The organism is Sporomusa sphaeroides DSM 2875, assembly GCF_001941975.2.
GTDB lineage: Bacteria > Bacillota > Negativicutes > Sporomusales > Sporomusaceae > Sporomusa > Sporomusa sphaeroides.
The window spans coordinates 1874890-1897075 of record NZ_CP146991.1; the positions used below are offsets into that span (position 1 = coordinate 1874890).

General features: G+C 46.8%; 22 protein-coding genes. 21 read left to right on the plus strand and 1 reads right to left on the minus strand.

Annotated elements, in window-relative coordinates; all coding sequences use genetic code 11:
• Positions 1-36: 36 nt before the first annotated feature.
• The 7 genes from dprA (at position 37) to codY (ending at position 8427) form a co-directional block, all read left to right on the plus strand.
• On the plus strand, positions 37-1125 hold the full coding sequence (dprA, locus tag SPSPH_RS08470; RefSeq protein WP_075755028.1) for a DNA-processing protein DprA: 1089 nt from the start codon (positions 37-39) through the stop codon (positions 1123-1125).
• Positions 1122-3317, plus strand: a complete 2196-nt coding sequence (gene topA, locus SPSPH_RS08475) for a type I DNA topoisomerase (RefSeq protein ID WP_075755030.1) — start codon at positions 1122-1124, stop codon at positions 3315-3317. The genes dprA and topA overlap by 4 nt, the downstream gene beginning before the upstream one ends.
• Positions 3310-4605, plus strand: coding sequence for a methylenetetrahydrofolate--tRNA-(uracil(54)-C(5))-methyltransferase (FADH(2)-oxidizing) TrmFO (trmFO, locus tag SPSPH_RS08480; RefSeq protein WP_083945455.1), 1296 nt, complete (start codon positions 3310-3312; stop codon positions 4603-4605). Before topA ends, trmFO begins: the two co-directional genes overlap by 8 nt.
• 102 nt (positions 4606-4707) lie before the next feature.
• Complete coding sequence (xerC, locus tag SPSPH_RS08485) at positions 4708-5652, plus strand: tyrosine recombinase XerC (RefSeq protein WP_075755032.1); 945 nt, start codon at positions 4708-4710, stop codon at positions 5650-5652.
• A gap of 20 nt (positions 5653-5672) precedes the next feature.
• Positions 5673-6203: an ATP-dependent protease subunit HslV gene (gene hslV / locus SPSPH_RS08490; protein WP_075755034.1), complete on the plus strand. Its 531-nt coding sequence runs from the start codon at positions 5673-5675 to the stop codon at positions 6201-6203.
• An 18-nt stretch (positions 6204-6221) separates the two neighbouring features.
• On the plus strand, positions 6222-7616 hold the full coding sequence (hslU, locus tag SPSPH_RS08495) for an ATP-dependent protease ATPase subunit HslU (protein ID WP_083945457.1): 1395 nt from the start codon (positions 6222-6224) through the stop codon (positions 7614-7616).
• Between the two features lie 37 nt (positions 7617-7653).
• On the plus strand, positions 7654-8427 hold the full coding sequence (codY, locus tag SPSPH_RS08500; RefSeq protein WP_075755038.1) for a GTP-sensing pleiotropic transcriptional regulator CodY: 774 nt from the start codon (positions 7654-7656) through the stop codon (positions 8425-8427).
• Between the two features lie 179 nt (positions 8428-8606).
• Here codY and SPSPH_RS08505 read toward each other — a convergent pair whose 3' ends face one another.
• Positions 8607-9800 (minus strand): IS256 family transposase, encoded by a 1194-nt coding sequence (locus tag SPSPH_RS08505; RefSeq protein ID WP_075754137.1) that lies wholly within the window; start codon positions 9798-9800, stop codon positions 8607-8609.
• Positions 9801-9994: 194 nt separating this feature from the next.
• On the opposite strand from SPSPH_RS08505, the gene flgB reads away from it, so the two are divergent.
• From flgB to SPSPH_RS08575, 14 genes are all read left to right on the plus strand, one after another.
• Positions 9995-10411, plus strand: a complete 417-nt coding sequence (flgB, locus tag SPSPH_RS08510; protein WP_075755040.1) for a flagellar basal body rod protein FlgB — start codon at positions 9995-9997, stop codon at positions 10409-10411.
• Between the two features lie 2 nt (positions 10412-10413).
• The gene (gene flgC / locus SPSPH_RS08515; protein ID WP_075755042.1) at positions 10414-10848 is read left to right on the plus strand and encodes a flagellar basal body rod protein FlgC; all 435 of its coding nucleotides are present in this window, start codon (positions 10414-10416) and stop codon (positions 10846-10848) included.
• Positions 10849-10858: 10 nt separating this feature from the next.
• Complete coding sequence (fliE, locus tag SPSPH_RS08520) at positions 10859-11161, plus strand: flagellar hook-basal body complex protein FliE (protein WP_075755044.1); 303 nt, start codon at positions 10859-10861, stop codon at positions 11159-11161.
• A 102-nt stretch (positions 11162-11263) separates the two neighbouring features.
• The gene (gene fliF / locus SPSPH_RS08525) at positions 11264-12823 is read left to right on the plus strand and encodes a flagellar basal-body MS-ring/collar protein FliF (protein ID WP_075755046.1); all 1560 of its coding nucleotides are present in this window, start codon (positions 11264-11266) and stop codon (positions 12821-12823) included.
• A 17-nt stretch (positions 12824-12840) separates the two neighbouring features.
• Positions 12841-13851 (plus strand): flagellar motor switch protein FliG, encoded by a 1011-nt coding sequence (fliG, locus tag SPSPH_RS08530; RefSeq protein WP_075755048.1) that lies wholly within the window; start codon positions 12841-12843, stop codon positions 13849-13851.
• Positions 13844-14611, plus strand: a complete 768-nt coding sequence (locus SPSPH_RS08535; RefSeq protein WP_075755050.1) for a FliH/SctL family protein — start codon at positions 13844-13846, stop codon at positions 14609-14611. Before fliG ends, SPSPH_RS08535 begins: the two co-directional genes overlap by 8 nt.
• Positions 14608-15924, plus strand: coding sequence for a flagellar protein export ATPase FliI (gene fliI / locus SPSPH_RS08540; RefSeq protein ID WP_075755052.1), 1317 nt, complete (start codon positions 14608-14610; stop codon positions 15922-15924). The genes SPSPH_RS08535 and fliI overlap by 4 nt, the downstream gene beginning before the upstream one ends.
• A gap of 94 nt (positions 15925-16018) precedes the next feature.
• Positions 16019-16471 (plus strand): flagellar export protein FliJ, encoded by a 453-nt coding sequence (fliJ, locus tag SPSPH_RS08545; RefSeq protein ID WP_075755054.1) that lies wholly within the window; start codon positions 16019-16021, stop codon positions 16469-16471.
• Between the two features lie 4 nt (positions 16472-16475).
• Positions 16476-17006 (plus strand): lytic transglycosylase domain-containing protein, encoded by a 531-nt coding sequence (locus SPSPH_RS08550; RefSeq protein ID WP_075756025.1) that lies wholly within the window; start codon positions 16476-16478, stop codon positions 17004-17006.
• A 15-nt stretch (positions 17007-17021) separates the two neighbouring features.
• A complete protein-coding gene (locus SPSPH_RS08555; RefSeq protein ID WP_075755056.1) occupies positions 17022-17678 on the plus strand; it encodes a MotE family protein in 657 nt (218 codons plus the stop codon).
• 38 nt (positions 17679-17716) lie between these two features.
• Positions 17717-19138 carry a flagellar hook-length control protein FliK gene (locus tag SPSPH_RS08560; RefSeq protein WP_075755058.1) on the plus strand — a complete coding sequence of 474 codons (1422 nt, stop codon included), beginning with the start codon at positions 17717-17719 and terminating at the stop codon, positions 19136-19138.
• A 15-nt stretch (positions 19139-19153) separates the two neighbouring features.
• Positions 19154-19765, plus strand: coding sequence for a flagellar hook assembly protein FlgD (gene flgD, locus SPSPH_RS08565; RefSeq protein ID WP_075755060.1), 612 nt, complete (start codon positions 19154-19156; stop codon positions 19763-19765).
• A gap of 2 nt (positions 19766-19767) precedes the next feature.
• The gene (locus SPSPH_RS08570; protein WP_075755062.1) at positions 19768-20166 is read left to right on the plus strand and encodes a TIGR02530 family flagellar biosynthesis protein; all 399 of its coding nucleotides are present in this window, start codon (positions 19768-19770) and stop codon (positions 20164-20166) included.
• Between the two features lie 90 nt (positions 20167-20256).
• Positions 20257-22167, plus strand: coding sequence for a flagellar hook protein FlgE (locus SPSPH_RS08575; RefSeq protein ID WP_075755064.1), 1911 nt, complete (start codon positions 20257-20259; stop codon positions 22165-22167).
• The last annotated feature ends 19 nt before the right edge of the window (positions 22168-22186 follow it).

Genomic DNA, 22186 nt, shown 5'->3' on the forward strand with positions numbered 1-22186 from the left:
TGGCAGTTTAATGCCAGCTAATGTGGAGGAACTGATATGGAACAATTTTACTTGGCTGCTTTGCAAATGGTGCCAGGTATCGGCAGTTCACGCATGAAGGTCTTGATTGATTATTTTGGTAGCGCCCGGCAGACTTGGCTAGCTGACCAGGGCGATTTATTTTTATCCAAATGTATAGATACTGCTATTTGTAATAATTTACTTAGCTGCCGGGACAAGATAGATATACATAAACTGGCGGACACTTTATTTAAAAAAGGAATTTCTCTGTGTACGTTAACGGCAGACAATTATCCTTCGCTGTTGCAGAACAGTTTTAATCCGCCCTATGTATTGTATTACCGGGGGACTTTACCGGCAACCGATAAGCTGATCGCCATTGTTGGCGCCCGGAAAGCTACGGCTTATGGGAAAAATGCCGCCAGCATGTTAGCGGCAGCATTAGCTGCTGCCGGAGTAGGCATTGTCAGCGGCGCCGCGCGTGGCATTGATACTGCCGCCCATCAGGGGGCGCTGGAGCAGCAAGGGTATACCATAGCTGTACTGGGCTCCGGCGTAGATGTTGCCTATCCGCCGGAAAACAAAAATTTGCTGGCAAGCATTGCTGAAACCGGTGCGGTGGTTTCTGAATATGCACCCGGTACCATGGCCCATCCCGGTCATTTTCCGGCCCGTAACCGCATCATTAACGCCTTGGCGCGCGGGGTTATTGTCGTGGAAGCCGCTGAAAAGAGCGGAGCCTTAATAACTGCTGATTTTGCCTTAGAAGAAGGGCGGGATGTATTTGCCGTACCTGGCAGTATTTTTGCAAACACCAGTAAAGGGGCCAATAAGCTTTTGAAGCTGGGAGCAAAGCCTGTCGATTGTGCGACCGATATTCTTGAAGAATATGGTTGGGAAAATTTTTCAGTTAAGCCAACAACGCTGGCGTTGTCAGCAGAAGAACAAGCCATATATGGGTTACTTAATTATGACGAGCCCATGAGCATTGAAGAAATTGTTACAAAGTTGAAGGTATTGCCGGCAACAGCCGCATATATATTATTGCAACTTTCATTACGGGGTTTGACGGTTGAACATAGTGCACAACGCTATACCCGTGCCGCTAGGGAGGGAATTGAGTGAGCAAAGCTCTAGTTGTAGTAGAATCCCCGGCCAAAGCCAAGACAATTGAAAAATTTCTTGGGAAAAATTACATGGTGAAAGCTTCTATGGGACATTTGCGGGATTTGCCCAAAAGTCAATTCGGGGTTGATATTGAGAACAACTTTTCACCGAAATATATTAATATCAGAGGCAAGGGCGATCTGATTAAAAGTCTAAAAGATGCAGCAAAAAATGCTGATACTGTTTATCTGGCGACAGACCCTGACCGTGAAGGGGAAGCTATTGCCTGGCATCTGGCCCATATTCTTAATCTTTCGGAGCATACTACCTGCCGCATTGAATTTAATGAAATTACTAAGCCGGCTATTCAGCAGGCTATCAAGAAACCACGTCCCATTAATCTGCCGCGGGTATATGCTCAGCAAACCAGACGGATACTTGACAGGATCGTAGGCTATAAACTTAGCCCGCTGCTTTGGCGCAAAGTGCGCAAAGGGTTAAGCGCCGGCCGGGTGCAATCGGTCACCGTTCGTCTCATTTGCGACCGGGAAAAAGAAATCCAGGCTTTTGTTCCGGAAGAGTATTGGACAATTACCGCAAAGTTAAAAGAAAAAAGTACAGCCAAAGCATTTGCTGCCGAATTATTTATGGTTGGCAGCGAAAAGCTGAATGTCAACAACCAATCGCAGGCAGAAACCATTGTTAGTGAGCTTACCCATGCCGAATATGTAGTAAGCGACGTGAAAAAGCGTGAGAGAAAGAGAAATCCATATCCTCCGTTTACCACCAGCAGCCTGCAGCAGGAGGCTGCCCGCAAATTAGGCTTTACTTCCCGCAAAACAATGATGGTTGCGCAGCAGCTGTATGAAGGCCTTGATATTGGCCGGGCCGGTCAGGTCGGTCTTATTACTTATATGCGTACCGATTCCACCCGGATAGCTGAAACTGCTCAGCAGGAAGCCAGAGCCTATATTGAAAACAAGTTTGGCGTGAGCTACCTGCCGGCTAAAGCGCCTGTCTACGCCAATAAGAAATCCCAGGATGCTCACGAAGCGGTCAGACCTACCACTCTTGAGCTGTTGCCGGAAGCTATCGGCAAAAGTTTGACCAAAGACCAGTTAAAGCTCTACACGCTTATTTGGGAAAGGTTTATTGCCAGCCAGATGACACCGGCTGTCTACGATACCCTTACCATTGAGATTACCGCCGGAAATTACAGGCTTAAAGCCACAGGCTCACAATTAAAATTTCCCGGATTCTTAGCCGCTTTTAGTGGAGCTATCGGTAAAGGCAAGGAATTGGAACAAAACTCTGACAGTGATCTTGATACAGAAACTACTTTGCCTGAACTAAAAACAGGGCAAGTCTTACAGCTTGCCAAACTGGAACCTAAGCAACACTTTACCGAACCTCCGCCTCGTTATACAGAAGCTTCCTTGGTTAAAGTACTGGAGGAAAAGGGCATCGGGCGTCCCAGCACCTATGCGCCGACCATTGAGACGATTGTTGTCCGGGGTTATGTAGAGCGTGTGGAGAAAAAGTTTCATCCTACCGATCTGGGGATTGTGGTGCTTGATCTCCTAAAACAATACTTCGAGAGAATCATTGATGTTGAGTTTACTGCGGGGATGGAAGACAAACTAGACGCTATCGCCGAAGGTGACGCCTCTTGGCTAGGTGTTTTGGAAGAATTCTATGATCCTTTTGCTAAAGATTTAAGTTTTGCCGAAGAAGCTATCGGGCAGGTGGAACTGCCTGTTGAAGTTTCCGACATTCCTTGTGAAAACTGTGGGAAAATGATGATTATTAAGCAAGGGCGGTATGGAAATTTCCTGGCATGTCCGGGTTTTCCCGCCTGCCGGAATACCAAACCCATTTTGAAAGATATCGGCGTGAAATGTCCTAAATGCGGTGGTGCGGTTGTCGAGAGGAAGACTAAACGGCGCAGAATTTTTTATGGTTGTGAAAAATACCCTGAATGTGACTTTACTACCTGGGATCTGCCGTTAAACGATAACTGTCCCGTATGCGGCACCTATATGGTTCGGCATAAATATAAAAATGGCGGCTTTGCCGCTCTTTGCAGCAACGAGTCTTGCCCGTCACGGCAAACGTCTGAGAATAAAGAAACAACGAAAAAAGCAGAAGGCAAGGCAGCAAAGCCAACTTCCAACAAGGCTTCTGCTAACCGGAGGAAAAAGAGTGGCTAAAGTTACCGTATTAGGAGCCGGACTGGCTGGCAGTGAAGCTGCCTGGCAACTGGCTGAAGCAGGCATAGCTGTAGACTTGTATGAGATGCGCCCCAAAACAATGACACCGGCCCATCAGACCGGCTTGTTTGCTGAATTGGTATGCAGTAACTCGTTAAGAGCTGCTGCTATAGAAAATGCTGTCGGACTATTGAAAGAAGAAATGCGGCGACTGAATTCTCTGGTTATGAAAGCGGCTGATGCTCATTCAGTTCCGGCAGGCGGAGCACTGGCAGTTGATAGAAACGATTTTAGCCGGTTCATTACCGAGACTCTCTGCAATCATCCGCGTATTTCTGTTATACCTGACGAAGTGACAGCAATACCGGATGACAGACCACTGGTCATTGCTACCGGGCCGCTGACGTCACCGGCTTTATCGCAGGCCATTGCCAAGCTTACAGGTAATGATTATCTGTATTTTTATGATGCAGCTGCTCCGATTATTGCCGCCGACTCCCTTAATATGAATACTATCTACCGGGCTTCCCGCTACGGTAAGGGCGATGATGATTACCTTAACTGTCCGATGAACCAAGAACAATATGAGGTATTTTGGCACGAGCTGACCCACGCCGAAACGGCAGAACGCAAAGAGTTTGAAAACATGGTCGTTTTTGAAGGGTGCATGCCGATAGAAACTATGGCTGCCAGGGGCGTTGACACCATGCGCTTCGGGCCCTTAAAGCCGGTTGGGCTAAGACATCCGGAAACCGGAGAAATGCCTTATGCGGTTGTACAGCTTCGCCAGGATAATGTTGCCGCAACCCTTTATAATATTGTTGGTTTTCAGACCCACCTCAAATGGCCGGAACAACAGCGGGTTTTTAAACTCATTCCAGGCCTGGAAAACGCGGAGTTTGTCCGTTACGGAGTAATGCACCGCAACACTTATATCAATTCCCCCAAAACACTGCTCCCGACATTGCAAATGAAGGAGCTGCCAAACATTGTATTTGCCGGACAGATTACCGGTGTTGAAGGATATGTGGAGTCGGCGGCAAGCGGTCTTATCGCAGGGATTAACGCCGGCAGGATAGCCCAGGGTCTCGCGCCGAAAGTTTTCCCGGAAGAGACGGCGCACGGCGCTCTGTGCCGTTATATCACAGAGGCCGATCCGTCTAATTTTCAGCCTATGAATATAAACTTTGGGCTTATACCCCCCTTAGGGCATAAGATCAGAGATAAGAAACTTAAAAACAGAGCTATTGCCGATAGGGCACTGGCGGCGCTAGAAGAATTTATTTGAATAATACGACAATAATATTGCGGAATTTTCTTAGGTGTGTTAGTATAATAGTAATTTCCGCAAAATCAGTAGCCATTAATTTTGTCGGGAAGAATGATGATAATGTGTGATAACAAACAAACAAATCAAATTGACAAATTTATAGATCAGTTTATGTTCTATTTACGAGTTGAAAAAAATTCCTCCCGCCATACGCTGCTGAATTACCAGCGCGACATTTACCAATTTGTCGAGTTTGTGTCAAATCAGGGGGGCGGTGAGAGGCCGTTTAGTTATGTTACCCCGTTGTTACTTCGCAGTTATCTAGCACATTTAAAATCGCAAGAGTACGCTAAAGCGACCATTATGCGACGAATTGCGGCGCTTAGGTCGTTTTTCCGGTTTTTATGCCGGGAAAATATTTTAAGTGAAAATCCATGTGACGCAGTTAGAACACCAAAACTGGAAAAAAAACTACCTGTCTTTCTGGATGCTAACGAAGTTAGCGAATTAATGGCTTTGCCGGATGACAGTCCGCTTGGCTTTCGGGATAAAGCGGTGCTGGAACTGCTTTATGCGACAGGCGTACGGGTTAATGAGCTTGCCGGAATTACTCTGCCGGATATTGATGTTGAGGGACGAACCATTATCGTCTCCGGTAAAGGGGCGAAAGAACGAATTGTTTTGATGGGGAAGACGGCAGCCGCTTTTTTGGAAAAATACCTGCAGCGTGCACGCCCTGTATTGTGCACTAAGACTGGCGAATATGGCCGCCAAACCAAAAAGCAGCATAGCTATCTGTTTGTCAATAACCGGGGAGGCCCGCTCACTGACCGGAGCATCCGCCGGATTGTTGAAAAGTATGTGGAAGAAATGGCTTTGAAGAAAAATGTCAGTCCCCATACCCTGCGTCATACTTTTGCTACCCATCTGTTAGATAACGGGGCAGACCTCAGAACCGTGCAGGAACTCTTAGGCCATGTTAATTTGTCGACAACTCAGCTTTACACCCATATAACTACCGAAAGACTCAAAGCCAATTACAAGAAATCGCATCCACGTGCCTAAATTCCCTTGGAGGTGATACCATGTTTCACGCTACAACGATTGTTGCTGTTCGCCATCAGGGAAAGACAGCTATTGCTGGTGACGGACAGGTTACCTTTGGTCAAAATACAGTAATGAAACACAACGCGAAAAAAGTGCGCCGCCTTTATCATGGTAAAGTTTTAGCCGGATTTGCCGGCTCGGTTGCGGATGCATTTACGTTATTCTCCAAATTTGAAAGTAAGCTGGAAGAATTTAATGGCAACATGATGAGAGCAGCTGTTGAACTGGCTAAAGAATGGCGTTTAGACAGAGTTTTACGCAGACTGGAAGCCCTGCTTATTGTTATTGATGCCGAACATCTTCTCATTATATCAGGCAATGGGGAAGTCATTGAACCGGACGACGGTGTCACCGCGATAGGTTCAGGCGGACCCTATGCATTGGCAGCCGCCAGAGCGCTTGTGCAGCACTCTGACTTGCCGGCCGCCGGTATTGCCCGTACGGCACTTGAAATTGCAGCCGGTATTTGTGTCTATACTAATGACCATATTACCGTAGAAGAACTATAGTTTTAAAGGGGGATGATTTTGCTGGAACTTACACCAAAAGAAATAGTCAATGAGTTGAATAAATACATAATCGGTCAACAGCAGGCGAAAAAATCAGTTGCTGTGGCACTGCGAAACCGCTGGCGCAGCAAGAAGCTGCCGGCGGAGCTTAAAGAAGAGATTGTCCCTAAGAATATCTTAATGATTGGTCCTACAGGTGTCGGTAAAACCGAGATAGCCCGGCGCCTGGCGAAACTGGTAAATGCGCCTTTCGTCAAAGTGGAAGCCACTAAATTTACCGAAATAGGTTATGTGGGCCGCGATGTCGAGTCCATGGTCCGGGATTTGCTGGAAACCTCTATTCGCATGGTTAAACACCAAAAAATGCTTGAGGTAAATGACAAAGCCAAAGACCTCGCTAATGAGCGCATTCTTGACCACTTTGTTCCACCTCCCAAGAAGGATACTACACGAAATCCATTTGAAATGCTATTTTCCGGTAGTATGGGGACTAATCAGGAGAAGCCGCCGGAACCGGAAGAACCGCCGGTAGCCAGCGCAGGCCGCGAATGGTGGCGTAAACGCCTGCAAAGCGGCGAGCTGGAAGAGGAACTGATCGAAATTACAGTAGAAGATAGTGGTCAACCTGTCATGGGCATGTTTGCCGGAACTGGAATCGAAGAAATGGGCATGAATATACAAGATATGCTCGGCAATATAATGCCGAAGAAACAGAAAAAGCGCAAAGTAACCGTGGCCAATGCCCGGAAAATCTTTATTCAGGAAGAAGCGCAGAAACTGATTGATATGGATGAGGTTACCGCCAGTGCCATTGACCTGGCAGAAAACTATGGGATTATTTTCCTTGATGAAATTGACAAAATAGCTGTCAGGGGTCAAAGTTCAGGGCCTGATGTTTCCCGGGAGGGAGTCCAGCGTGACATACTTCCCATTGTCGAGGGATCTACCGTTGTTACCAAATATGGTCCGGTAAAAACTGATCATGTTTTATTTATTGCTGCCGGTGCCTTTCATGTTTCGAAGCCTTCTGACCTGATACCCGAACTGCAGGGACGTTTTCCTATCCGGGTTGAACTTACCAACTTATCCAAAGAAGATTTTCAGCAAATACTTACAGAACCAGCCAATGCGCTGATAAAACAATATGTTGGTCTGCTGGAAACCGAAGGCATAGAAATTGAATTTACCGAAGATGCTATTGATGAGCTTGCCGATATTGCCTGCCGGGTGAACCTTCAGACAGAAAACATTGGGGCGCGCCGGCTGCATACCATTTTAGAAAAACTTCTGGAAGATTTGGCGTTTGATGCGCCTGATGTTGCTGAGCGGCAGGTTATTATTAATCGCGAATATGTAAAAGCAAGACTGGACCATATTGTTATTAATCAAGATTTAAGTCATTACATTTTATAAACTAATGGTTTTACATTATGAAAGGTAGGGGAATAGTATGTCTTTATTAGAACGCACTCGCGCGATTAACAAACTGCTCCAAAAATCAGAGAAAGTCGAATACAGCGAAGTTGCAGCAGTGCTTAGCAGTGTTATGGCTGCTAACATTTATATTGTCAGCAAAGACGGTGGCGTGTTAGGCTATGCCTTAATTGACGATTTTGAGTGTGAACTCATGCGGGATAAAGTGCTTAAACTGGGGCAGTTTCCGGAAAGATATGTTGAATGGCTGCGCAAGATTGATCAAACTTCACCTAACCTCCGCCTGGAAAGTGGCTTATGTTCTTTTAGTGAAGGTACTTCCTGCTTATTCAACGATAAGTATACGACTATTGTGCCTATCCATGGCGTAGGCGAGCGAATTGGAACCCTGATTGTCGCTAAATTCAGCCTTGAGTTTGAGGATGATGATTTAATCCTGGCCGAATATGGTGCAACAGTTGTCGGCATGGAAATGCTCAGAGACCGCAGCGAGAAAATTGAAGAAGAAGCCCGGAAAAAGGCTACAGTGCAAGTGGCGTTAGGAACTCTGTCCTATTCGGAACTTGAGGCAGTAATGCACATACTGAGCGAGCTCGAAGGAAATGAAGGCTTGCTGGTCGCCAGTAAAATTGCAGACCGTGTTGGTATTACCCGCTCAGTCATTGTTAATGCCTTACGTAAGTTTGAAAGTGCCGGCGTAATTGAATCTAAATCGCTTGGCATGAAAGGCACCTATATTAAAGTGCTTAATGAACGCTTATTGGATGAGTTGAAAAAACTCAAAAAATAAAACAGAATTATAAAAAATCAATATTACATTCCAGCCACTGTTAAGTGGTTGGAATTTTTTTTTTAGGAAAACTTAATAATCCGCTGGAAGTTTTTTAAAGGATTTTCATAGATTTTGTAGAAATATGGGTACCGTCAAGATAGTTTCGCAAATTAGTTTGCAATCCGTATTAAGTAAAATCAGTCAGCACTAAAATCCGACTCAAGGCCGGTAGTTTCTAAGTGTTTCATATTCATATACTTTTTGCTGCCCCACTGGGTTCCGGCAACGTGACGAAGACGGGCACAAACCAACATGAGAGCCGATTGGCCATCGGGGAAGGTGCCAACTACCCGCGTCCGACGCCTAATTTCCCGATTTAGTCGTTCAATTACATTGTTGGTGCGGATCCTCGTCCAATGCTCAAAGGGAAACTCTGTATAAGAGAGGGTTTCATCAATGCTGTTTTCTATTTTAGCGGCAGCTTCCTTAAGCTTCATTTCTAGTAAAGTTTTAGCTACCTGTTTAGCCTTTTCTTGGGCGGACTGCTTACTTTCCTGAGCATGAATGGCTTTTAGCATTTTGGCGACTACTTTCACTTTGGAACGTGGAACAACGGAGAATACATTCCGGTAAAAATGAACGGTGCAACGTTGGTATTTTGCTTCAGGGAATACTTCGTTCACAGCTTCCAACATACCAAGGCATTTGTCCCCAATAACAAGTTTAACACCATGTAAGCCACGGCCTTTCAGCCATTTGAAGAACTCTGTCCAACTCGCTTTGTCTTCTTTCATGCCTTCGGCGGCACCGATGACTTCACGATAGCCATCTTCATTGACTGCAATAGCTACAAGTATGCTTACATTCTCATATTCGCCGCCCCAATTGCGCCTCAGATAAATGCCATCTACATAAACGTAGGGATATTTCCCGCTTTGCAACGGGCGGCTCCGCCATTGTTCGATATGGACATACGCTTTCTTATTTAACTCACTGATGGTGGATGGGGATACTTTGGTGCCCCATAGCGCCTCGGTAATATCCTCAACTCTACGAACAGAAACTCCGGCCAGATACATTTCAATAAGGGCTTCTTCGACAGAGCTTTCCCTACGCCGATACCGTTCAATGATAGCCGTTTCAAAAGGAATGCCTTTGAGTTTCGGGACTTTAAGGGTTACATTCCCGGAGGTGGTTGTTAGATTCCTATCGTAGTGACCTGAGCGATACCCTTGTCGTGATTCGGTTCGCTCGTATTTGGCCGCTTGGGTCAGATCTCTAGCCTCCTGATCCAAAAGATTATTTAGTGTTTCCTCCACGCTGCTGCGTACTAGTTCTTTTAATTCTCCCTTGATGATTTCCTCGTTCAACTGTATAATTTCCTTGGACATGTTTGCAGTCTCCTTTCGGTAAATGGTGTTGTGGTGACTTCATTTTACCTTTTGGACTGCAAACTTGTCCTCTTTTTTCTCTTAATTCAATTTGCGAAACTTATTGTACATTATCGAAATATGCATAAGGTTATAGCTAACGCGCAGCACCTGAGGCGTGGTGTGCAATCTGAACATATAGGAGGGCCAGCCAAGTGCTTGATTCACTTTTAAAATCAACACAGGTATCGGTACTGGAAAAAGCGTTGGGCGCAGCCTCGCTTCGTCATAAAGTTATCAGTAATAACATTGCCAATGTTAATACACCAAAATTTAAAAAAAGTGAAGTAAGTTTTGAAGATCAGTTGGAATTAGCCATGAGTGCTGGCAAACCGGCAATTGCCAGGACACACGCCCGGCATTTGCCGATAAAATCAACAGGCATTACTAATGTTGAGCCGACTATTCACACGATTACCACTACTTCTTTCCGCAGTGACGGCAGTAATGTGGACATTGACAGCGAAATGGCCGGTTTGGCAAAAAACTCTATTTACTATGATGCAGTTGCGCAACAAATCAACAAATATTTTGCTGGTATCAAATCAGCAATTAGTGGAGGGAGAAGCTAATTATGGGATTGTTCCGGGCCATTGATTCTGCAGCTTCCGGCATGACAGCAGAGAGGCTGCGTATGGACGTTATTTCTAATAATATAGCCAATGTTAATACTACCCGCACCGCAGAAGGCGGTCCTTATCGCCGTCAAATGGTAGTATTTGAACCGCGTTCTGAACAAGCTTCCTTCGGTCAGCTGTTGTCCCGTCAGATGGAGTCAGGCGAGGGCGTTCGCGTAACAGGTATTATTAAGGATAACGCTCCCCTTAAACTTATGTACGATCCTAATCATCCTGATGCCAACCAGGATGGCTATGTGGAAATGCCTAATATTAATATTGTCAGTGAAATGGTTGATATGATTACTGCCACTAGAGCCTATGAGGCTAATGTAGCGGCTGTCAACGCTGCCAAAAGTATGGCCCTGAAGGCCTTAGATATTGGAAAGTAGGAGACAATAAATGAAAATTGAAGCTTTAAAATTAATGCCTGTCAAAAATGCTTTGTCGGAAACCGCTTCGATTGCCCAAACAGAAGAATCGGAGAAAACCTTCGGCGAATTTTTACAAGATGCGCTACATAGTGTAAATAACCTGCAGAATCAATCTAAACAAGCATCTTTAAACCTGGCGGCCGGGAAGATTCAAGATATTGCCGAAGTAACCATCGCTGCTGAAAAGGCATCTGTTGCGCTGCAGCTCACCATGCAAGTCCGCAATAAAGTTGTTGAGTCCTATCAGGAAGTTATGAGAATGCAGGTTTAATATGAAAACAGCACAGATATCTGCCATTGTCGGGTATCTGTGCTGTAGTCTGACTACTGTATGAGTTTGGGCATATTTTTCCGTAACTGAAAGGGTGGAGACATGGCTGATTTGAAGGAACAGTCTCTGCGTCTTTGGCAAAACATGAATAAAAGACATAAGTATATTATTATTGGTACAGCCGCATTTATATTTCTTTCTATTTTACTGTGGAGTTATTGGTGGGGCAGCCGCCCGGATAATGTACCTTTGTTTACTAGTCTTGAAGCTGAAGATGCAGGCAATGTTACTGCGAAACTAAAAGAGATGAAGGCTGAGTATGAAGTTCAAACAGGAAGCAAGGGCGCTGACATTTTAGTCCCTTCTAAAGATGTACATAAGCTTAGGTTGGATTTGGCCAGCCAGGGTTTGCCCAGAGGAAATAAAGGTTTTGAAATTTTTGAGCAGAGCAAATTTGGCACTACGGAATTTCAAAACAAAGTACACCTGCTGCAAGCCATTCAGGGAGAATTAACGCGAACCATTGAACAGATGGGTGAAGTGGAAAAAGCCAGAGTACATATTGTTATGTCTGAGGACAGTCTTTATAAAAAAACTGAAAAGCCGGCCACGGCATCCATTATGCTGAAACTCAAGCCGCAAGCCCAGTTAACCCAGCAGCAGGTAAAAGGGATTGTTAATCTGGTGGCTCATAGTGTGCAGGGGCTGAAGCCGGAAAATATCACGGTTGTTGACAATCTTGCACGGGTTTTGAATGATCAGTCGGAAGAAGCTCCGCCGCTTGCCGGCACTGCTGCGCTCACCCAGTTTGAAATGACCAAAAAAGTACAGGATGATTTGCAAAAAAATGTGCAGTCACTGCTTGACCAGACACTGGGAATAGGAAAGGCTGCGGCCAGGGTGAATGTTGAGCTTAATTTTGATCAGCGTACCTTGGACCGGCAGGTTTTTGAACCTGTTGTCGATGACAAAGGCATCATTCGCAGTTCGCACGAAATCAATGAAAGTTATCAGGGAAATTCGGCGGCTGCGCCGGGTGGCGTTCCCGGAACAACTTCTAATATCCCGGGCTATGTTGCCGCCAATAATAACTCAGAGTCAAACTACGAGAAAAAAGAAGCTACCCGCAATTATGAAATCAATGAAACCAAGGAAAAGGTTGTAAGTACCCCTGGTTCCATCAAGCGGTTAACTGTTGCTGTTCTCGTTGATGCCTCTATTCCGCAATCGCAGCAGGACAGCCTTACTAAAACGGTGGCTTCTGCTATTGGCATTAATCCGGTACGCGGTGATGCCATTGCGGTAGAAACCATACAGTTCAACACAGAGCTGGCAGACAAACAACGTAAAGAAGAAGAGGAAATGGCGAAAAGACAGCAGCAGGTGTATATGCTGGCCATTGGTCTGGCTGTTCTTGCCGTTATTGCATTGCTCTACTTCTACTACAGACGCTATGCCCGCCGCCGCGAAGAGGAAGAGGCGCTTGCAGCGCTTGCGCTTGAACCGCAGCCGATAGCTGACCTGGAGGCTGAAGCAGCTAAAGAAGAATTAAACGCTCAGGAAAAAGAACGCTCTGAGCAAAGAGGTTCGATAGAGAAATTTGCCAAATCACGGCCTGAAGATGTAGCTCAGATTCTTAAGGTTTGGTTAGCGGATGAGTAATGAGAGGTGTTTAGGCCATGTACCAGTCAAATGAAATGACAGGAAAACAAAAAGCAGCAATTTTGTTGATCGCTCTGGGGCCTGACATCTCAGCCCAGGTGTTAAAACACATGCGTGAAGATGAAATTGAAAAATTAACGCTGGAAATTGCCAATCAGCGAAAATTGTCACAAGAACAAAAAGATAAAGTGCTTGCTGAGTTTCATCAAATGTGTGTGGCTAAAGAATATATTTCCAACGGGGGTCTGGATTATGCCCGCGAAGTGCTGGAAAAGGCATTGGGCTCCGAAAAAGCCGTATCAATTATCAACCGGTTAACTACCAGTCTGCAAATCCGGCCGTTTGACTTTGCCCGCAAAACCGACCCCAGTCAATTACTTAACTTTATCCAAAACGAACATCCTCAAACCATTGCATTAATTATGGCCTATCTTCAGCCGGAGCAATCTGCCGCTATCGTTTCCGCATTGCCGCCTGAACGGCAGGTGGACGTTGCCCGCAGGATTGCAACGATGGACCGGACTTCGCCTGATGTAATCCGTGATGTGGAAAGAATTCTTGAACGCAAATTATCATCACTGGTGACTCAAGACTTTACAGCTGCCGGTGGCGTTGATTCTGTTGTCGATATTCTTAACCGGGTTGACAGGACTACTGAACGAACCATTATTGAAAACATGGAAGTGCAAAATCCTGAGCTGGCTGAAGAAATTAAAAAGCGGATGTTTGTTTTCGAAGATATTGTTCTTCTCGACGACAGGTCGCTTCAGCTTGTGCTTAGAGAAATTGACAACAAAGACTTGGCGTTGGCGCTTAAAGCAACCGCAAGCGAAGTATCGGAAAAAGTTTACAAAAATATTTCCAAACGGGCCGGTGAAATGCTTCGCGAAGAAATCGAGTACATGGGTCCGGTACGTATAAGAGATGTGGAAGAAGCGCAGCAGAAAATTGTTAATAATATACGTCGTCTCGAAGAATCGGGTGAAATCGTTGTTTCTCGTGGTAAAGGAGACGAAATAATTGTCTAAGATCATAAAAAGTGTGTTCTTCGAAAAAAACTGCCCGGTAATTATCAAAGCCCGTCCGATTATCGCACCCGAGCCGGTGCGTGAACAGGAGCCGGAGCCGGTTGTGCCTGCAATCGACCTGGAGGCTTTCCGGTATGAGGCTGAGACAATTATCGCCAAGGCGGAAGAAACTGCAGCCAAGTGCTTGACTGAGGCTGAAAGCAAGGCGCACGAACTGGCACAGCAGGCTTATGAAGAAGGCCACAATAAGGGCTATCAGGAAGGCCTTGAGCAAGGTCAGCAGGAAGGGCTTGAACAAGGAAACCAAACAGCACTGGCTGATATGCAGCAGACTATGCAGTTAACCCTGGAGAAGGCTCAGGGAATCGTCGGGACGGCCGAACAAGCGGCCCGGCAGATGATTCTTGACGCCGAACGGGAGATTGTCGAAATTGCTTTTGCTGTAGCCAAAAGAGTACTGGCCCGGGAACTGGAAGAAAACCCAACTGCCATTTTGCCAATTGTGAAAGAAGCATTAAGCAAGGTTCGCGACCAGGAACAAATTACTATTCGAGTCAATCCCGAAGATTATGAAATGGTACTGATGGCCAAACGCGATTTGCAGCTTATGGTTGGCAGGGAAAATGCGGTTAGTGTAACTGTTGATCCCATTGTTCCATTAGGAGGCTGTGTTATTGACACCTCGCTGGGTACGGTCGATGCCAGGCTGGATACCAAATTAGAATTGGTTTACAAAGCCATTCAGGAAGTGCTGCCATGAACCCAGCATTTGATCCATCAAAATATCTCTCCGCTATATATAGTGCCGACACCATGAAATTAAATGGTAGAATTACCCAGATAATCGGTCTGGTGATTGAATCGCAGGGACCGCATGTAAACCTCGGAGAATTGTGCTACATTTACCCGCGCAATCCGGGTGAACCGATTCCTGCCGAAGTTGTAGGCTTTAGAGAGAATCGCGTGTTGTTAATGCCTGTCGGTGAAATTCAGGGTATTGGTCCAGGCTGTGAAGTTGTATCGGCTCATCGAGTGCTTAAAGTAAATGTAGGGCGTCAACTGTTAGGCCGGATTTTGGATGGACTTGGTAATCCGATTGATGGCAAAGGTCCACTGAACAGTAACAGTCAATACCCGCTTACTGCTGTGCCGCCGCCGCCTTTAGCCCGCCGGCGCATCTCAGAAAAACTCGGTGTCGGTGTTCGGGCCATTGACAGCTTACTGACCCTTGGCAGAGGCCAACGGGTAGGGATTATGGCTGGCAGCGGTGTGGGCAAGAGCACCCTTTTAGGCATGATAGCCCGGAATACGGAGGCTGATATTAGTGTAATTGCTCTTATTGGTGAACGTGGCCGGGAAGTACGGGAATTCATTGAACGGGATTTAGGCGAGGAAGGGTTAAAACGAGCGGTTGTCGTTGTTGCGACATCAGACCAGCCGGCGTTGGTCAGGCTCAAGGGAGCCATGACAGCCACCGCCATTGCTGAATATTTCCGGGATCAGGGACTGGATGTTATGCTGATGATGGATTCCGTGACCCGGTTTGCCATGGCACAGCGTGAAGTTGGCCTGACAGTAGGTGAACCGCCGGCTACCCGGGGATATACTCCTTCCGTCTTTGCCATGCTGCCAAAATTACTCGAACGCTCAGGTACTGGCGACCGGGGATCAATAACCGGAATTTACACCGTGTTGGTTGACGGGGATGATATGAACGAGCCGATAGCCGATGCGGTTCGCAGCATTCTTGACGGACACATTGTGTTGAGCCGGAATTTGGCTGCACAAAATCACTATCCGGCCATTGATATCTTAGCCAGTGTCAGCCGGGTCATGCTGGAAATTGTTGAGACTGAACATGTGCAATGTGCGCAGCAATTGCGTGCTTTATTGGCAACCTATCGCGAAGCTGAAGATTTAATTAATATCGGGGCCTATGCTCATGGCAGCAACCCGGCTATCGACCAGGCAATTGCTGTCATTGCCGAGATTAAAAAGTTTCTCCAGCAAGGCATTAATGAAAATACCCTGCTGTCAGAAACGGTTCAGCGCTTAAAAAAACTTGTCGCTTAGAGATATATTCCCCATTAAAGAAGCTGGCAGGTGCAGACGGGTGGAATATTGCAAAAAAATAGTCGTTATATATAGCTGCTAAGGATGAAAGCTTATGAAGAAGTTTCGGTTTCGCCTGGAAACGCTGCTAAAATTTCGAAAAATGCAGGAAGAACAAGCGCAGATTAAGCTAGCCGAAGCCGCGGACCGTTTGCGCAAAGCACAAGAATTGCTAAATGACTTACAAAATACACTGGCACTCAACCTTGACCGGCTTAATGACGAGCAGGCCGGACAACCGACAATTGAGAAGCTTAAGACCTTTAGTTATTATATCGATAAAATAAAGAGCGAAATTATCGCTCAACGGGAGCAAGTTGCCAAGGCAACGGAATATCGCCAGGAATGCCTTACCTTATTGGAGGCTGCCATTCAACAGCGAAAACTTGTTGATAACTTGCGAAAAAAACGGTTGGAACAGTATAATAACGAGCTATTGCAGGAAGAGCAAAAAATTCTTGACGAGCTTGGAACGCAAGCCTTTATGCGTGACAAGGAGAGTGGTTAACATGATGGAGAGTATTAATCAAGTGATGCAGCGAATTGCTGCTATAGAACAGCGGTTTTCTCATACTCAGTCCCGGCCTGCCGGTGATTTTGCCGCAACACTTGCCGCAGCGGACGCAGCGCAGCAGTCAACTGCTGCCAAACCTGCAGTCAGCGCCGGCAAGGAAGATATTGTTAAGATGATAAACCTGGCTGCCGGCAAATATGGGGTTGACCCCAAGCTGGCAATGGCGGTAGCTGAAGCCGAATCGGGCTTGTCACCTGAAGCCGTTTCGCCGGTTGGGGCTGTTGGCGTAATGCAATTGATGCCTGAAACCGCCCGCTCATTAGGGGTACGCAATAGCAAGGATCCGCGGGAGAACATTGACGGCGGTGTTCGCTATCTGAAACAAATGCTCACTACCTTTGGAGGGGATGTCAGCAAAGCGGTAGCCGCTTATAATGCCGGCCCGCAGGCTGTGAAAAATTATAATGGTATTCCCCCTTATAGCGAAACCCGTAACTATGTAGCCAGAGTGCTATCACTGGCTAAGTAGAGGAGTCTGTAATTAATGGCTGAAAAACCTAGAACTCCTGCTGCCAAATCCAAACAGCCGCCGCCTGCTGCACCGCCACCGGTACAGCAAGAACCGCAGTCAAGATTTGGCCTGGTATTTAAAATTTTGGTGGTAATCCTCTCCCTGTGTATTCTCACAGCTATCGGATTTGGTGCCGGAGTCTATTTTAAATTATTTGATGTAGAAAAAATCACCAGTGATATGAATTTGTCCCAATATCCGGTGATGGAGCGTTTTTTGCCCAAAACTAATTTTGAGCCGGTAGAGTTGGAGGAAGATATGGCTGCGCCTGGGCCGGCAGCAGTGCCGCCGGTAATATCGAATCCGGCTGAGCAGCCGGCAGCACCTGTGCCAACTCCGCAAATGCCAAATCCTAATATCATTACCCCGGAGGATTTGGAAAAACAAGCCCAGCTTAGACAGCAGGAAGAAGCCAAGCGTATCTCAAAATTAGCCCGTTTGTACGGTGGAATGAAGCCCGATGCGGCGGTAACAATTATGAATGAACTGGATGATGCTACCGTTATTGCCATTTTCGGCAAAATGGAAGAAGACCAGGTTTCTAAAATACTGGCTTTGTTTGATTCTAAACGCGCCGCCCGCATAACCGAAGATATGCTCAAAGGCCAGCGCCAGCCGCCACGCCTGTAGCATAAATAGTATGTACGCACCGAAAGGAGGTGAAAAACATGAATACAGCACTCGGTTTATTACCAGTCAACCCGCAAACGGCAGCCGCTTCCGGCAAGACGGCTAATAACAAGCCGAAAAGTCAGCAAAACAACAGTTTTAGCGACAAACTGAATACTGCTGTTTCACAATCCGAAGCACAGCAGACAACAGATGGTAAGACAGAGAAGCTTTTACTGCCTGACCTGCCAACAAATCTGGTCATCAAGACTGCTGAGCCTGCCGACAAGCAAGTTTTACCTGAAATCCTGGACATGCTCACAGATGAATTACCTGGTCCTGATGACGGTACGATGCTTCCTACTGATCAGCTTTTACAGACCGCTGTGAATACTGCCCTGACTGTACCGGGATTTATTCCAGTGCCAACGGCCGCCAGTGAGTCTGCCGCTCCTGAAGCGACAGTTGCTCCGGTAACAGCTCCCAGCATCAATTTGCAACAGCAGGCAGCGGTTTCACCGGAAAGTGCGCAAATGGGAACATTGTTTGCGGAAACCGCCAATAATTCGATCAGTCAGGCGCAAATGCCTGCAGAACTTATTCCCACTGCAACCACACCGGCTAATGCCAGCCTGAGTGTGTCACAGGCACAGCAAAATCTGCCGCAATCGGCGCCAAACGCGGAAAATATCACCGATATAGCGCCTACTGTGATTGCCGGCCAAGGTCAGCTGCCTAAAGCCGAAACCGGTAGCCGCAATGAACGCCCGGTAGAAGCTGAGCAGCAGCCATCAGAGGCTGAGGTACTGCCGCTCTTGCCGACCGACCAACAGGGTAAACAGGCAAGTAAAGGGTTTAGCGGAGAAGGCCAAAAGCATTCTTCAGCGGAAAATCCGCTCAGCCAGCCTAAGCTTGCTCAGGACCTGAGTATCAATACTGTGGAAGTAAATAAAACACACACCTTTGCCCAAGGCCTGGATACTGTTTTAACCAAAACCGGTACCACCGCCGCTGCAGAGACCAAGCAGCCAGGAGTTCCTTTTACCGATGTTCATCAAGTGGCCGATCAAATCGTAGCCCATACCAGACTTATTGCCAAGCCGCAAAACACCGAAATGATTATCAAGCTAAAACCTGAACACCTGGGAGAGCTTACCCTCAAGGTCGCTGTAGAAAATGGTGTGGTAAACGCCAGTTTCCATTCCAATAATTCCGAAGTACGCAATATCATCGAACAATCGCTGCCACAGCTCAAGCTGGATTTGGCCAATAACGGTCTTAAGGTTGACAATGTAAGTGTTTCAGCCGGACTGGACCAGTTTTTGCCCAACCATGACCAGGACAGAAATTCGCGTCAGCAATTTATCAAGCTCGCGAACAAAAAGGACGCTGAGGGCTTTGTTGAGGCAATTGACGGAGAAGTGGCAGAGGGAAGAATTCCCGGAACCGGCAGTCAAGCCGGTGTGGATTACCGTATATAAGAAAAGGAGGTTATCATGGCTGGTATATATACTACTAACTCAACGCAGAGCGCAGCAAGCTCAGCTACTGACAAGACCAATAACAGGACCAATAAAACCAATGAACTTGGCAAAGATGATTTCCTGAAGTTATTGATTACGCAGCTGAGATATCAAGATCCGATGGAGCCGATGGAAGATAAGGATTTTATTGCCCAAATGGCCCAATTTACCAGTTTGGAACAAATGAAAAACCTGAACACCTCGATGCAGATGAGTCAGGCCAGCGGTTTGATTGGAAAGGTAGTCAGCTGGGCGCAGGGTGGACAGCTTTACTATGGCATGGTCAATTCTGTGCAAATAGTCAACGGCGAAGCAAGACTGGTTCTTGACGAAAATACCACTGTGGGGCTGAGTGAAGTAATAAGCGTTACGGAAATTCCGGTTGATTACACTACCGGGCAGATGACTCAGGCCAGCACCCTGATCGGTAAAACAGTAGGCTGGATAGATAAAGACGGGAAGGAAACCTACGGCGTGGTGAATTCTGTGCGCCTGGTGGATGGTGTGCCGAAACTGGTTATTGGCGACAGCACTATCGGGCTAAGTGAAGTAACCAGCGTCAAGGATAGCTCCACAGGTGACTAGCGATGTCTGATAACCGTATTTACCAGTCATATCAGCCTTTGCCGCCAATAGTACCGGTATCATCGTCACCCAAACCAGCAAGAGCAGCGGCGAATCAACCGGCTGCGGGAACCAGTTTCAATCAAATTCTGGGTCAGGAACTTGCCGGCGTTACTTTTTCCAAGCATGCGCTCCAGCGGCTTGACAGCCGGAAAATTCAGCTTGACAGCAGCCAGCTCAATCAGCTCAGTCAGGCTATTGACAAAGCGGCGCAAAAAGGTGCAAAAGAATCACTGATCATTATGGATAATAATTTGGCGTTTGTCGTCAGTGTGAAAAACAAAACGGTAATTACTGCTGTGGACGGCGCAAGTGGCGCAGGCAACGTATTTACCAATATTGACAGTGCGGTAATCATTTAGGGCTGGACCTCTTGAGGAAGCCCCACAGGCTGCTGATTGACAGATGCAGCCAATATGTTACTAAAAGAATGTAGGAGGTCATGTTTAACTATGATGCGTTCATTATTTGCCGGAGTATCCGGTCTTCGCAACCATCAGACCCGGATGGATGTCATCGGCAATAATATTGCCAATGTCAATACAGTTGGGTTTAAAGGCAGCAGAGTTAACTTTCAGGATATTTTAAGCCAAACCCTGCAGGGAGCATCCTCGCCGCAAGGCAATCGCGGCGGCACCAACCCGAAGCAGGTTGGTCTCGGGATGGCTGTGGCCAGTATTGATACTATTTTCACCGATGGCAGCTACCAGCCTACAGGCAAGCAAACAGACCTGGCAATCACAGGTCAGGGATTCTTTATTTTAGCTGATGGCAACCAAAAGTACTATACACGTGCAGGTAATTTTGACTTTGATGTGCAGGGCAATTATGTGGTGCCCGGAACCGGCTTAAAGGTGGCAGGCTGGATGGCCGATTCTGTTACCGGGAATATTGATTCCACCGGCGACATTACTACCATTAAAATTCCAGTTGGTGAGATGATGAAGGCGCAGCAAACCAACAAAATTACCTTTGGCAAGAACTTATCGGCCAGCGCGATCAAGACAGGCACAGCAGCCGAACGGGCGGCGGCAGACATTGCTTTGACAACGGCAAAATCGGACAAGGATGCGGCAGATCTTGCATTGAAAAATGCAAACACTGCCTTAGCGGCAGCAAATACTGCTTTATCAACAGCACAAACTGACGAAGTGAAAGCAAAGGCGTCCCAGAATGCACTGGTGGCTGCACAAACAGCCATGGCTGCTGCACATGCTGCGGCAGTAGCTTTGCAGAATGGTACACCTGCTCCGGTACCGACAGCAGCTGATGTAGCCTTGCTTGCAAATACAGCCGCAGCTCTCGCAGCCACTGCCGCAGATAGTGCTACTTCGGCTACGCAAACTGCTGCTAATGATCTAAAAAACGCGGCTACTAACTTAAAAACCGAGGCGGATAAATTGGCTGCTACACCTCCAACATCAACTATAGGTGCAGTAGTTGGACTTGCAGCCACTGCGGAAGGATTTGCAAATACAGCAGTTACCGCTGCAAACGGAGCATTCACTACTGCAGAAGCAGCACGACAGGCAGCAGAAGCTGACCAGCAACTTAAAAAAACTGCACAAACAGCTGCATCACAAACAGCGCTTGATGCAGCAACTGCTGTTACAAATGCATCGGAGGCAGTGAAAGCAGCCTATAACGAAACATCTAAAGTACCGATGCAGGTTACCATATATGATTCACAAGGAAATCCATACACCATAAACGCCAGCATTATCAAGACCGGAGATAATACCTGGGAGTTTACTCCTTCCGGGACTGCTGTTAACAAAGATGGTGTTACCGTCGGCACAATAACCGGGAATCCGTCGACAATAGCCTTTGATCGTTTTGGTGTGTATGATGCGTTAAACACCATGGTAAACAGCCTGACGATTGATCCGGCAGGCGGACCCTATGCCGGTGCCGGTGCGTTCACAGTTGATCTGGATTTTTCGGCAATTTCTCAATATGCCAGTGAGTCTACAGCTAAAGCAACCGAGCAAAATGGCTGGGCTGACGGTACTTTAGACGGTGTTACCATTGATGCTACAGGTACGATTGTGGGTAATTTTACCAATGGTATGAGTAAGAATCTGGCAAGGGTTGCGATGGCTGTATTTAATAATCCCGGCGGCCTGAATAAAGCCGGTGACAATCTGTATACTGAGACCAATAACTCCGGCATTGCGGACATCGGCACAAGCGGTACCGGCGGGCGCGGTGAATTTGCCGGCGGTACGCTGGAAATGTCCAATGTCGATTTGGCTCAGCAATTCAGTGATATGATTATTACCCAGCGCGGCTTCCAGGCCAACTCCAAAATTATTACCACAACCGACGAAATGCTGGAATTGCTGGCTAACTTGAAGCGATAATTGCATGAAGGGTAGCGGA

Excerpts from the sequence above, each read along its gene's own strand:
- hslV (WP_075755034.1), top strand. The coding sequence starts at position 5,673 with ATGTTTCACGCTACAACGATTGTTGCTGTTCGCCATCAGGGAAAGACA.
- codY (WP_075755038.1), top strand. The coding sequence starts at position 7,654 with ATGTCTTTATTAGAACGCACTCGCGCGATTAACAAACTGCTCCAAAAA.
- SPSPH_RS08570 (WP_075755062.1), top strand. The coding sequence starts at position 19,768 with ATGTCTGATAACCGTATTTACCAGTCATATCAGCCTTTGCCGCCAATA.
- fliG (WP_075755048.1), top strand. The coding sequence starts at position 12,841 with ATGTACCAGTCAAATGAAATGACAGGAAAACAAAAAGCAGCAATTTTG.
- fliI (WP_075755052.1), top strand. The coding sequence starts at position 14,608 with ATGAACCCAGCATTTGATCCATCAAAATATCTCTCCGCTATATATAGT.
- SPSPH_RS08550 (WP_075756025.1), top strand. The coding sequence starts at position 16,476 with ATGGAGAGTATTAATCAAGTGATGCAGCGAATTGCTGCTATAGAACAG.
- SPSPH_RS08505 (WP_075754137.1), bottom strand. The coding sequence starts at position 9,800 with ATGTCCAAGGAAATTATACAGTTGAACGAGGAAATCATCAAGGGAGAA.
- fliE (WP_075755044.1), top strand. The coding sequence starts at position 10,859 with ATGAAAATTGAAGCTTTAAAATTAATGCCTGTCAAAAATGCTTTGTCG.
- flgD (WP_075755060.1), top strand. The coding sequence starts at position 19,154 with ATGGCTGGTATATATACTACTAACTCAACGCAGAGCGCAGCAAGCTCA.
- xerC (WP_075755032.1), top strand. The coding sequence starts at position 4,708 with ATGTGTGATAACAAACAAACAAATCAAATTGACAAATTTATAGATCAG.
- dprA (WP_075755028.1), top strand. The coding sequence starts at position 37 with ATGGAACAATTTTACTTGGCTGCTTTGCAAATGGTGCCAGGTATCGGC.
- fliJ (WP_075755054.1), top strand. The coding sequence starts at position 16,019 with ATGAAGAAGTTTCGGTTTCGCCTGGAAACGCTGCTAAAATTTCGAAAA.
- SPSPH_RS08560 (WP_075755058.1), top strand. The coding sequence starts at position 17,717 with ATGAATACAGCACTCGGTTTATTACCAGTCAACCCGCAAACGGCAGCC.
- flgC (WP_075755042.1), top strand. The coding sequence starts at position 10,414 with ATGGGATTGTTCCGGGCCATTGATTCTGCAGCTTCCGGCATGACAGCA.
- fliF (WP_075755046.1), top strand. The coding sequence starts at position 11,264 with ATGGCTGATTTGAAGGAACAGTCTCTGCGTCTTTGGCAAAACATGAAT.
- SPSPH_RS08575 (WP_075755064.1), top strand. The coding sequence starts at position 20,257 with ATGATGCGTTCATTATTTGCCGGAGTATCCGGTCTTCGCAACCATCAG.
- SPSPH_RS08555 (WP_075755056.1), top strand. The coding sequence starts at position 17,022 with ATGGCTGAAAAACCTAGAACTCCTGCTGCCAAATCCAAACAGCCGCCG.